General features: G+C 70.9%; 9 protein-coding genes. All 9 read left to right on the top strand.

Annotated features, from left to right (window positions below):
• Positions 1-97 precede the first annotated feature (97 nt).
• The 9 genes from sucC (at position 98) to ACLBWP_RS12400 (ending at position 12,182) form a co-directional block, all read left to right on the top strand.
• Complete coding sequence (gene sucC, locus ACLBWP_RS12360) at positions 98-1,267, top strand: ADP-forming succinate--CoA ligase subunit beta (protein WP_447655396.1); 1,170 nt, start codon at positions 98-100, stop codon at positions 1,265-1,267.
• 15 nt (positions 1,268-1,282) lie between these two features.
• Complete coding sequence (sucD, locus tag ACLBWP_RS12365; protein WP_243563964.1) at positions 1,283-2,170, top strand: succinate--CoA ligase subunit alpha; 888 nt, start codon at positions 1,283-1,285, stop codon at positions 2,168-2,170.
• 96 nt (positions 2,171-2,266) lie between these two features.
• A complete protein-coding gene (locus ACLBWP_RS12370; RefSeq protein ID WP_447655397.1) occupies positions 2,267-4,315 on the top strand; it encodes a cell division protein PerM in 2,049 nt (682 codons plus the stop codon).
• A gap of 96 nt (positions 4,316-4,411) precedes the next feature.
• Positions 4,412-5,068 carry a hypothetical protein gene (locus tag ACLBWP_RS12375; RefSeq protein WP_447655398.1) on the top strand — a complete coding sequence of 219 codons (657 nt, stop codon included), beginning with the start codon at positions 4,412-4,414 and terminating at the stop codon, positions 5,066-5,068.
• A 98-nt stretch (positions 5,069-5,166) separates the two neighbouring features.
• Positions 5,167-5,760 carry a phosphoribosylglycinamide formyltransferase gene (gene purN / locus ACLBWP_RS12380; protein WP_447655399.1) on the top strand — a complete coding sequence of 198 codons (594 nt, stop codon included), beginning with the start codon at positions 5,167-5,169 and terminating at the stop codon, positions 5,758-5,760.
• A complete protein-coding gene (purH, locus tag ACLBWP_RS12385) occupies positions 5,757-7,397 on the top strand; it encodes a bifunctional phosphoribosylaminoimidazolecarboxamide formyltransferase/IMP cyclohydrolase (protein ID WP_447655400.1) in 1,641 nt (546 codons plus the stop codon). The genes purN and purH overlap by 4 nt, the downstream gene beginning before the upstream one ends.
• A gap of 506 nt (positions 7,398-7,903) precedes the next feature.
• The gene (locus ACLBWP_RS12390) at positions 7,904-9,712 is read left to right on the top strand and encodes an ABC transporter ATP-binding protein (protein ID WP_243563959.1); all 1,809 of its coding nucleotides are present in this window, start codon (positions 7,904-7,906) and stop codon (positions 9,710-9,712) included.
• Positions 9,709-11,634 carry an ABC transporter ATP-binding protein gene (locus ACLBWP_RS12395; protein WP_447655401.1) on the top strand — a complete coding sequence of 642 codons (1,926 nt, stop codon included), beginning with the start codon at positions 9,709-9,711 and terminating at the stop codon, positions 11,632-11,634. Before ACLBWP_RS12390 ends, ACLBWP_RS12395 begins: the two co-directional genes overlap by 4 nt.
• A 122-nt stretch (positions 11,635-11,756) precedes the next feature.
• On the top strand, positions 11,757-12,182 hold the full coding sequence (locus tag ACLBWP_RS12400; RefSeq protein WP_243563957.1) for a DUF805 domain-containing protein: 426 nt from the start codon (positions 11,757-11,759) through the stop codon (positions 12,180-12,182).
• Positions 12,183-12,349: the final 167 nt, after the last annotated feature.

The raw sequence follows: 12,349 nt of genomic DNA on the forward strand, positions 1-12,349 counted from the left end.
CGGCCGTTGTCTCGACATCGAGCGACCCTCGATGGTGAGTGCTGCGACCTCGCGAAACCGATGCCGATCGCACCCACCGTGCGGGAAGAAGAACAGCGTGGATCTTTTCGAGTACCAGGCCAGGGACCTCTTCGAGTCCTACGGCGTCCCTGTGCTGCAGGGCATCATCGCCGACACCCCCGAGCAGGCGAAGGCCGCAGCCGAGCAGATCGGCGGCGTGGTCGTCGTCAAGGCGCAGGTGAAGGTCGGCGGCCGAGGCAAGGCCGGCGGCGTCAAGGTCGCGAAGACCCCGGACGAGGCCTTCGAGCACGCCCAGGCGATCCTCGGCCTCGACATCAAGGGCCACACCGTCCAGCGCGTGATGGTCGCCCAGGGCGCGGACATCGCCGAGGAGTTCTACTTCTCGGTCCTGCTCGACCGGGCCAACCGTTCGTACCTGTCGCTCGTCAGCGTCGAGGGCGGCATGGAGATCGAGCAGCTCGCGGTCGAGAAGCCCGAGGCGCTCGCCCGGGTCGAGGTCGACCCGCTGACCGGCATCGACCAGGCCAAGGGCACGGAGCTCGCCATCGCTGCGGGCTTCCCGGCCGAGCTCGTCGACCAGGTCGGCAACGTCTTCGTCAAGCTCTACGACGTCTACAAGGGCGAAGACGCGACCCTGGTCGAGGTCAACCCCCTCGTCCGTACGGGCGACGGCCAGATCCTGGCCCTCGACGGCAAGGTCTCGCTCGACGAGAACGCCGACTTCCGCCACGAGAACCACAGGGACCTCGAGGACACCGCCAGCGAGGACCCGCTCGAGGCGAAGGCCAAGGCGCACGGACTCAACTACGTCAAGCTCGACGGCCAGGTCGGCGTCATCGGCAACGGTGCGGGGCTCGTCATGTCGACGCTCGACGTCGTCGCCTACGCCGGTGAGCGCCACGGCGGCGTCAAGCCCGCCAACTTCCTGGACATCGGCGGCGGCGCCTCGGCCGAGGTCATGGCCAACGGCCTCGACGTCATCCTCGGCGACCCGCAGGTCAAGAGCGTGTTCGTCAACGTCTTCGGCGGCATCACCGCCTGCGACGCGGTCGCGAACGGCATCGTCGCGGCCCTCGGCATCCTCGGCGACGCGGCGACCAAGCCGCTCGTCGTCCGTCTTGACGGCAACAACGTGGAAGAAGGTCGCCGGATCCTGCGCGAAGCGGCACACCCGCTCGTGACGATCGCCGCGACCATGGACGATGCGGCCGAACAGGCCGCCGAGCTCGCCGCAGCAGCGGCGTAAGGAGCGCTCAGAACAATGTCGATCTTCCTCAACAAGGACTCCAAGGTCATCGTCCAGGGCATCACCGGCGGCGAGGGCACCAAGCACACCGCGCTCATGCTCAAGGCGGGCACGCAGGTCGTCGGTGGCGTCAACGCCCGCAAGGCCGGCACGACCGTGACCCACGGCGACGTGTCGCTGCCCGTCTTCGGCTCCGTGCGCGAGGCCATCGACACCACCGGTGCCGACGTCTCGATCGTCTTCGTCCCGCCGGCGTTCGCGAAGGACGCGGTGATGGAGGCCATCGACGCCGCGATCCCGCTCGTCGTCGTCATCACCGAGGGCATCCCCGTGCAGGACGCCGCCGAGTTCTGGGCGCACGCCAAGGCCCTGGGCGGCACGACCCGCATCATCGGCCCGAACTGCCCCGGCATCATCACGCCCGGTGAGTCCCTCGTCGGCATCACCCCGGCCACGATCACCGGCAAGGGCCCGATCGGTCTGGTGTCGAAGTCGGGCACGCTGACCTACCAGATGATGTACGAGCTGCGCGACCTGGGCTTCTCGACCGCCATCGGCATCGGCGGCGACCCGGTCATCGGCACGACGCACATCGACGCGCTCGCCGCGTTCGAGGCCGACCCCGAGACCGAGGCGATCGTCATGATCGGCGAGATCGGTGGCGACGCCGAAGAGCGTGCGGCCGAGTACATCAAGGCGCACGTCACCAAGCCGGTCGTCGGCTACGTCGCGGGCTTCACGGCTCCCGAGGGCAAGACGATGGGCCACGCGGGCGCGATCGTCTCCGGTTCCGCCGGCACCGCCGAGGCGAAGAAGCAGGCGCTCGAGGCAGCTGGCGTCAAGGTCGGCAAGACGCCGTCCGAGACGGCAGCGCTGCTGCGTGAGGTGATCGCTGCCGCGTAGCGGCATCCGTCCCTCACGGGACTGCCAGGAGGCTCGGTGCGGGTTGCGCGCCGAGCCTCCCGTCGTTCACACGGCCGGGCACGTATCCTCGCTGCGATGAACCGCCTGGGAACCGCACTGCTCGCCGCCGTCGAAGCGGTCGTGACCGTCGGTGTCGGTCTGGGCATCGCCCTCGTCCCGCTCACGCTGCTGTGGGGCTTCGAGTACGGCCTGCAGGTCGACTGGGACGTCTTCTGGAAGGCCGCGGGCAGCGTCTGGCTCATCGGCCACGGCGTCGACGTGACGTTCGAGCTCGGTGCTGCCGCTGCCAAGGCCTCCGGTGTGAGCGGCGCCGGTGCACCGATCACGATCACGCTCGCCGCCCTCGGGTTCGCCGCCGTCACCGCCTGGTTGGGCGCACGGGCCGGCCGCCGCTTCGCCGAGACGGACCACCGCGTGACGGGCATCCTGGTCGGCACCGGGCTGACCGCGCTGCTCGGACTCGGCCTCGGGCTGTCCGCCACGTCCGCCGCATCCCACCCCACGCTGTGGCAGGCGGTCGTGTTCCCCGCACTCTGGTTCGGCATCCCCGCCCTGGTCGCCGCCGAGGTGTGCCGTCGCCGGCGCTCCGTACCCGCCGACCCGGTCACCGGCCGGGTGCTCGACCAGGTGCACCGCATCCCCGCCGTGTGGCGGGCCGTGATCGGCTTCGGGTTGCGTGCCGGCACCGCGGCGACCGCGATGGTCGTCGCCGTCGCGGGCATCGTCGTCGGGTTCCTGCTGTTCGGCTCCTTCGCCGAGGTGATCACGCTGTACGAGCGCTCGCACGCCGAGGTCGTCGGTGGCATCGCGCTGACGATCGGCCAGCTCGCGTTCCTGCCCGACTTCGTCGGGTGGGCGACGTCGTGGCTCGTCGGGCCGGGGTTCGCGATCGGCACCGGCTCGAGCGTCTCGCCGATCGGCACGACCCTCGGCCCGATCCCCGCGCTGCCCGTGTTCGGTGCGCTGCCGGCATCGGGCCACACCTTCGGGCTGCTCTGGGTCCTGGTGCCCGTGCTGGCCGGCTTCGCCGCCGGCGGGCTCCTGCGGCCACGGCTCGTGCGTGCCCTCGGTGCCGCCGACAGTGCACTGCTGCGGGCATCGGGTGGCCTGGCGACGGGGATCGTCGCCGGACTCGTCACGGGTGGCATCGCGTGGCTGTCGTCCGGTTCGTTCGGTCCCGGTCGGCTGGCCGACGTCGGACCCCACGCCCTGCTCGTCGGGGTGTTCGCCGCACTCGAGGTCGGTGTGCCCGCGATCGTCGCCCTGGCGATCGGGCAGGACCTCGTGCGCCTGCCCGAGCGTCCGTGGAACCGTGAGCGCTGGCACGAGACGGACGACGCCGCCCAGGACGCTGCCGAGGTGCAGCAGGCCGGCTCGCTGCTCGATGCACTCGACCGTGCGGGAGCGGGGCGGACCACCGACGTCCACCGCTTCGTCGTGACCGAGGCCCACCAGCCGGTCACCCGCGCCGACCGCAGCGAGTCGGACACGACCGCGACCGACACCATCGCGGACGACGTGCGGCGTGCGCCCGACGTGACCCGGGCCTCCCGTCCGAGAACGGACCGCGGGGCGGACCGCACGCCGCACGGCGACCCGGACCACGCGACCGACCCGGACCACGACGTGCCGCTGCCGGACTGGGCCCGCACGGGCGCGGCGCCGGCCGTGTCGGCTCCCCGTCCCGAGTCCACGCCGCAGCCGGTCGGCGAGTCCGGCAGCCGCTCCAGCGGCATCCGTGACCGCCTGCGCGGTGCCGCCGACGGCGTGAAGGGCCGAGCGGACGACCTGCGTACGCGTGCGGGTGGACTCCGCGGACGCGCTGACGACCTGCGGGTCAGGGCGGGCAGCCTGCGGGACCGTGTGACCGGCGCCGATGCCGAGCGCTCGGACCGGTCGCCGGACGACCGTCCCGACCTGCAGCGCCCCGAGCGTCCCGAGGTCGCGGGTGCTCGCGACGAGCAGCCCGCCTTCCCGTGGAGTACCGAGGAGTTCGTCGCCGGCAGGGACGACACCGACGGACCGGCTGCCGCGCAGGCGACACCGAAGCGCTGGGACACCACCGACCAGGTGCCGGACGACGAGCTGCCGTGGTGGCGCCGCCCGAAGGACGACCGGCACTGAGCGTCCTGCTCAAAACATATCGCATACAGAATGACCTCAGTGGTGATCCTGCAAGGTCGACGGGGCTGATCCGGCCCCCGATCGAACAGGAACCCCATGAACCGTCACATCACCACCATCGGCGCCGCCGCCGCACTCGGCGTCGCGCTCTCGCTCGCTCCCGTGATGGCGAACGCCGCGCCACTCGCGACGCCGACCGCCAGCAGCGCGCCGCAGGCGTCCGGGTCCTCGGTGACGAGCGTTGCGCAGCGCGTCGTCGCCGGACGGGTCGTCCTCACCGTGCAGGTGTCGCAGCCCGGCTTCTACAGCGTGCGTGACGCCGCCGGCCACGAGGTCGACGCGCGCCAGTCGGACGCGAGCGGCACCGTGCGGCTGATCGTCTTCGGGTCCGGCAAGGCCGCCGAGCAGTTCACGGTCGTCCGTGACGGCGAGACCGCCACCACGCCGGTCACCGTGTCGTTCGGTGACGCCGCACTGCCCGCGCCGATCGACCAGTCATCCGTCCAGCAGATCGAAGCGATGAACCGCGCCGTCCTGGCGGGCGACCTGGACCAGACCATCGGCTACACGGCGCGGCCCGGCGCCACCGTGCGGGTCACCGTGAACGGTGTGACGACGTCCGGCGTCGCGGGTGCCGACGGCATCGCGACCGTGACCTCGGCCTTCGCGGCGGGCGAGAACGCCGTCAGCGTCGTGCAGACGCTGAACGGTGTCTCGTCGACCCCGTCGACCTACGGCTACCACTTCAGCTGAGCCCACAGCGGGCCGGACATCGCTGGGTACCCGGCCCGTGCCGGGTCGGGCGCCGCTGGGTGCCCGGCCCGCCGAACGCTCCCGCTAGGCTGGTGCCCGTGCTCGAACTGGTCGTCCTGATCTCCGGTACCGGCTCGAACCTCCGAGCCCTCCTCGAGGCGACCCACGATGCCGAGTACCCCGCCCGTGTGGTCGCCATCGGTGCCGACCGCGACGCCGAGGGGCTCGGCCTGGGCGAGGAGTACGCGATCCCCACCTTCACGGTGCCGTACGCGCGCTACGACTCCCGCGCCGCGTGGGGCCAGGCGCTCGCCGAGCAGATCCGCCCCTGGTCGCCGGACCTGCTCGTGCTGTCCGGGCTCATGCGCCTGCTGCCCCCGGCCGTCGTCTCCGAGTTCGGCCCCGCGGTGATCAACACCCACCCCGCGTACCTGCCCGAGTTCCCCGGCGCCCACGGAGTGCGCGACGCCCTGGCCGCCGGCGTCACCGAGACGGGTGCGAGCGTGATCCAGGTCGACGACGGTGTCGACAGCGGACCGATCCTGGCGCAGGAGCGCGTCCCCGTCCTGCCCCACGACTCCGAGTCGACGCTGCACGACCGCATCAAGCCGGTCGAGCGCCGCCTGCTCATCCAGACCGTCCTCGACATCGCCAACGGACACATCGACCTGAAGGGCACCACGAGCGCATGAGCGTCCACGCCGCCGACCCCAGCCTGTACCGCGAGCGGGACGTCGTCCCCGTGCGTCGCGCCCTGATCTCCGTCAGCGACAAGTCCGGCCTGCTCGACCTGGCCGGAGCGCTGGCGGACGCCGGTGTCGAGCTCGTGTCGACCGGCTCCACCGCGCAGACGATCCGCGATGCCGGGTACGCCGTCACCGACGTCTCCAGCGTGACGGGCTTCCCGGAGTCGCTCGACGGCCGCGTGAAGACCCTGCACCCGTCCGTGCACGCGGGGCTGCTGGCTGACCTGCGGCTGGAGTCGCACGAGCAGCAGCTCGCCGACCTGGGCATCCAGGCGTTCGAGCTCGTGGTCGTGAACCTGTACCCGTTAGTCGAGACGGTGGCCTCGGGTGCCGACACCGCGACCGTGGTCGAGAACGTCGACATCGGCGGTCCGGCGATGGTCCGCGCGTCGGCGAAGAACCACCCGAACGTCGCGATCGTCGTCTCGCCCGCGTCGTACGCCGAGGTCGTCGAGGCCGTCCGCGCCGGCGGGACCACGCTCGAGCTCCGGAAGCGTCTGGCGGCACAGGCCTTCGCGCACACCGCCGCGTACGACACCGCGGTGGCGTCGTACTTCACCGAGCACGTGGTCGACGCACCCGCGGGCGATGTGGTCGCGACGGACCCCGACCTCGAGACGCCCGGCACCTTCGACCAGCGCCTGACCGTCACCGCCGACCTCGGTTCGACCCTGCGCTACGGCGAGAACGCGCACCAGGCGGCGGCGCTCTACACGACCGCCGGGGGCACCGGCATCGCCCAGGCCACGCAGCTGCACGGCAAGGAGATGTCGTACAACAACTACGTCGACGCCGACGCAGCCGTCCGGGCCGCGTACGACTTCACCGAGCCGGCCGTCGCGATCATCAAGCACGCCAACCCCTGCGGCATCGCGATCGGGGCACCCGACGCGGCCGACCCGATCGCCTCGGCGCACGCCGCCGCACACGCCTGCGATCCGCTGTCGGCGTTCGGTGGGGTCATCGCCGCCAACCGTCCCGTCACGCTGCAGATGGCCGAGACGGTCAAGGACATCTTCACCGAGGTCGTCGTCGCCCCGGGCTTCGAGCCCGAGGCGCTCGAGGTCCTGTCGCGCAAGAAGAACATCCGCCTGCTGACGCTGCCCGCCGACTTCGCGCTCGCCCCGCGTGAGCTCAAGCAGGTGTCCGGCGGGTTCCTCGTGCAGGACGCCGACCGGTTCACCGCGTTCGACCAGTCCACGTGGGACCTGGTCGCCGGCGAGCCCGCCGACGACGCGACCCTCGCCGACCTGGCCTTCGCGTGGAAGGCCAGCCGCGCGGTCAAGTCGAACGCGATCCTGCTGGCGAACCGTGGTGCGAGCGTCGGTGTCGGCATGGGCCAGGTCAACCGGGTCGACTCGTGCCACCTGGCCGTCACGCGCGCCGGCGACCGCGCTGCCGGATCGGTCGCCGCGTCGGACGCGTTCTTCCCGTTCGCCGACGGCCTGCAGGTGCTCATCGACGCCGGTGTCCGTGCGGTCGCCCAGCCCGGCGGCAGCGTCCGTGACGACGAGGTGATCGCGGCGGCGACGGCGGCCGGCGTGACGATGTACTTCACCGGCGAACGGCACTTCTTCCACTGATCTGAACAAATCGTGGCAAGGCCATTGCGCTTCGCGGTTCCTCTGAATAGCCTGTAAGGCTCTGCGACAGGCAGCCGACGATCCCTCGGGATCGGCGGCACCGCAGACACAACGGTGACGAAGACGACGACTGGAGTGACGATGGACATCTCGACCGGAACAGTGGCGACCGCCGCCCGCGCAGGTCTGGTGTCCGCCGTGGGGACCACTCCTGCCCCGCGATCCCGACGGATCGCGGCCGCCGCCTAGCCAGGCCGTCTCCCACGGCCTCGCGGCGCCGCACCACCTCGGCGACCGCGAACCACCCGCCTGAACCCGGGGGACCACTGTCCCTCGGTGCCTACCGGCCCGACCGACGTCACGCAGGTGACGGCGGTGGCGCGCGAGAACGCGCACGGCTGATGATGACCACGCAACGCACCACCGGGCCTCCTGGCCGTCGACGCGCGACGCACGCCGCGTGACGCGACCCGACAGGACCCGGCAGACGCATGAGGACGCAACGCATGTCCAAGTCGCCCAGCACGGCGCGCCCGTCCACCTTCCGCGCGATCGCGCGGATCTACCCCTACGTGAAGCCCTTCCAGGGCCGCCTCATCGCCGGCATGGCCGCGGCGATGGGTGCCTCCCTGGTGGCGCTCGCCATCCCCTACGTCCTGCAGGGGCTCGTCGACGGGCCCCTGTCCTCCAAGGACTCCGCCCAGATCTGGCCGGCCGGCCTGGGTGTGCTCGCCCTCGGCGTGCTCGAGGCGTTCTTCATCGCCTCGCGCCGTCGCATGGTGATGCGCCCGTCGACCCGCATCGAGACGAGCATGCGCAACGCGCTGTACGCCAAGCTGCAGGACCTGCCCGTGGCCTTCCACGACCGGTGGGAGTCCGGGCAGCTGCTGTCGCGCTCGGTGTCCGACCTGTCGCTCATCCGACGGTGGCTGGCGTTCGGCGTCGTGCTGCTCGTCGTCAACGTCGTCACGATCGTCGTCGGGTTCGCCGTGCTGTTCACCTTCGGGTGGCTGCTCGGCCTGATCTTCCTGATCGCGTCGATCCCGCTGTGGATCAACGGGCTGCTGTTCGAACGGCGGTACTCCGTCGTCGCGCGTCGCAGCCAGGACCAGGTCGGCGACCTGGCCACGAGCGTCGAGCAGTCGGTGCACGGCATCCGCGTGCTCAAGGCGTTCGGTCGCGGCGGGTACAAGCTCGAGGAGTTCAGCGAGCAGGCCGAGGCCCTGCGCGGCACCGAGATCAAGAAGGCGAAGGCCATCGCGAGCATCTGGCTGTGGCTGCTGCTCGTGCCGGACGTCGCGTTCGCACTGTGTCTGCTCGCCGGAATCTGGCTGGCCAGCCAGGGGCAGCTCAGCGTCGGGCAGCTGTTCGCGTTCTTCGCGACGGCGACGGTGCTGCGGTTCCCGATCGAGTCGATCGGCTTCCTGCTCTCGATGACCTTCGACGCGCGCACTGCGGTCGACCGCTTCTTCGAGGTGATGGACTCCGAGAACACGATCACGGACCCGGAACACCCGAAGACCATCGCCGAGCCGCACGGTGCGCTGTCGTTCAACGCGGTGCACTTCCGCTACCAGGACTCGGCGGCGCAGTACCCGGACCTGATCAACGGCGTCGAGCTGCAGCTCGAGCCCGGCGAGACCATGGCGCTCGTCGGCCTGACCGGCTGTGGCAAGACGACGCTGCTCTCGCTGGTGCCGCGCCTGTACGACGTGACCGGCGGTTCGGTGACGATCGACGGCGTCGACATCCGTGACCTGACCCGCGAAGAACTGCGGCGGCACGTGGGTGTCGCGTTCGAGGACGCCACCCTGTTCTCGACGACCGTGCGCGAGAACGTGCTGCTCGGCCGTCCGGACGTCACCGGCGCCGCCGCCGACGAGCTGCTCCGCGAAGCCCTCGACATCGCGCAGGCGTCGTTCGTGGACGACCTGCCCGACGGCGTGGACACCCGGGTCGGTGAAGAGGGGCTGTCCCTGTCCGGTGGGCAGCGACAGCGGCTCGCCCTGGCACGCGCGATCGCGGCGCGGCCGTCGGTCCTGGTGCTCGACGACCCGCTGTCGGCGCTCGACGTCGACACCGAGGCGCGGGTCGAGGCCGGCCTGCGTCGGGTGCTGGCCGAGACCACGTCGCTCATCGTGGCGCACCGTCCCTCGACGGTGACGCTCGCGGACCGCGTCGCACTCATGGAGAACGGCGTCGTCACCGCCGTCGGCACCCACTCGGAGCTGATGGCCACGAACGACCACTACCGCTACGTCATCTCGTCCCTGGACGAGGACGACGCCACGGCACGAGAAGGGGCGATGGCATGAGCCAGCAGGGAGACACCAACCGGCCCGTCGGGACGGCCGACCGGCCAGGAGGCCCGGATCCGGAACTGCAGGACACCGCCGAGTCGCAGTCTGCCGCACCCGTCACCGCGTCGATCACCACGCTCGGTGTGCGCGGCGAGGAGCGCCAGGACTTCACCAAGGCGGAGAGCAAGCGCCTGCGGCGCCGCTCCCTCGCCCTGCTCGGGTCGCTCGCCGCGCCCCTGAAGCTGCGGCTGGTGCTGCTCGGCATCGTCGTGGTCGTTTCCACCGGCGGCCAGGTCGCCGGGCCCGCGCTCATCGCGTGGGGCATCGACAACGCCCTGCCCGACGTGCTCGAGCGGAACGACTGGGTGCCGGCGTACGGGGTCGTCGCGACGTACATCGTCGTGGCGGTGCTCGGCGCGGTCCTGACCGCCTGGTACACCGTGCTGGCGGCGCGGATCAGCCAGGCGATCCTGTTCGACCTGCGCAAGCGGGTGTTCCTGCACACGCAGCAGCTGTCGCTCGAGTTCCACGAGACCTACACGTCCGGCCGGATCATCTCCCGCCAGACGAGTGACCTCGACTCGATCCGCGAGCTGCTCGACTCCGGACTGAACCAGCTGATCCAGGGCGTGCTGTACATGGCGTTCACCGCGGTGGCCCTGGTGTCGCTCGACCCGACGTCCGGGCTCGTGCTCGCCGTGGCGCTCGTGCCGCTGTGGTTCCTGATCCGCTGGTTCCAGTCGAACTCGCAGACGCTGTTCCGTGCGACCCGTGTGGCCTCGGCGCGCGTCATCGTGCAGTTCGTCGAGACCATGACGGGCATCCGCGCCGTGCAGGCCTTCCGCAAGGAGTCACGCAACCGGGACGAGTACGGCGGCTTCGTCGAGGACTACCGGGTGGCGAACACGAAGGTGTTCAACCTGTTCGGGACGTTCGACCCGGTGCTCGTGCTGATCGGCAACGTCACGCTCGCCGCGGTCGTCGTCGTCGGCGGCTTCCGGGTCATCGGCGGCACGCTCGAGGTCGGCGCGCTGCTGGCCGTCGCGCTGTACGCCAAGCGCTTCTTCGACCCGGCGCAGGAACTCGCGATGTTCTACAACGGGTACCAGTCGGCCTCGGCCGCGATGGAGAAGATCTCCGGCGTGCTCGAGGAACGGCCGAGCGTGCCGGACCCGGTCAAGCCGACCCGCCTGGCCGACGCCAAGGGTCGGATGGACTTCGACGGCGTCGAGTTCGCGTACAACAAGGGCAAGGTCGTGCTGCCGGCGTTCGACCTGCACATCCCGTCGGGGCAGACGATCGCGCTGGTCGGGTCGACGGGTGCGGGCAAGTCCACGCTCGCCAAGCTCATGGCGCGGTTCTACGACCCGTCGCGCGGCTCGGTCGAGCTGGACGGCGTGGACTTGCGGGACCTCGACACGAAGGACATGCGCCGCGCGATCGTGATGGTCACGCAAGAGGCGTACCTGTTCTCCGGCACGGTCGCGGACAACATCGCGCTCGGCAAGCCGGGGGCTTCCCGCGCCGAGATCGAGGCGTCCGCCAAGGCCGTCGGCGCGCACGAGTTCATCATGGCGCTGCCGGACGGGTACGACACCGACGTGAACAAGCGCGGTGGTCGTGTGTCGGCGGGACAGCGACAGCTGCTGTCCTTCGCGCGGGCGTTCATCGCCGACCCGAAGGTGCTCATCCTCGACGAGGCGACGGCGTCGCTCGACATCCCGTCCGAGCGGCTGGTGCAGGAGGGACTCGAGACCCTGCTCGCCGACCGCACGGCCGTGATCATCGCGCACCGCCTGTCCACCGTCGCGATCGCCCACCGGGTGCTCGTGATGGAGTACGGCCGGATCGTCGAGGACGGCACGCCGGACGACCTGATCGCGGGCACGGGGCGCTTCGCGCAGCTGCACGCGGCCTGGCGCGACTCGCTCGTGTAGCCGCATCCCGCGACCGCTCGACGATCGCACCCCCGCATGACCATCGCGCCCCGCTCCTGCGGGGCGCGATGTGCGTCCGGGGGTGCAACGCCGCCGGGCTCGGGCGTGGTTGGCTGGTCCGCATGACAGACGACAGCCCGCAGCCCGGCGGCGTGGCCCTGCGTGACCCCTTCATCGGCGCGCCCTTCACCGAGGCCCTCCGACGGTTCTGGCGGAAGTACACCGTGTTCACCGGGCGTGCGTCCCGCTCCGAGTTCTGGTGGTGGTCGATCACGTCGCTGGCGATCGGGCTCGTGCTGCAGCTGGTGCCGCAGGCCTTCACCCCGGACAGCCCCATGCTCGAGAACCCGGTGGGCTCGTACCTGTTCGTGCTCTGGGGCCTGGCGACACTGGTCGGATCACTCGCCCTGGGTGCCCGTCGGCTGCACGACGCGAACCTGTCCGGCTTCTGGCAGTTCCTGCACGTGCTGGTCGGCATCGGCTCGCTCGTGCTGCTCGTGGTGTTCCTGCTGCCGTCGAACCCCAAGGGCACCCGCTTCGACGCCTGACACGACGAGAACGCCGCTCCCCGGTCGGGGAGCGGCGTTCTCGTGTCGTGTGGGTGCGCTGGTGGCGTGGGGTGTTACTTGATCTGTGCGGTGATGGTGGCGGTGCCGACGAGCAGGCCGCCCTTGACGGCGTCGGTCTTGAAGGTGCTGTTGAGCAGCTTCGCGGC

This window comes from Microbacterium sp. M1A1_1b (assembly GCF_053345565.1).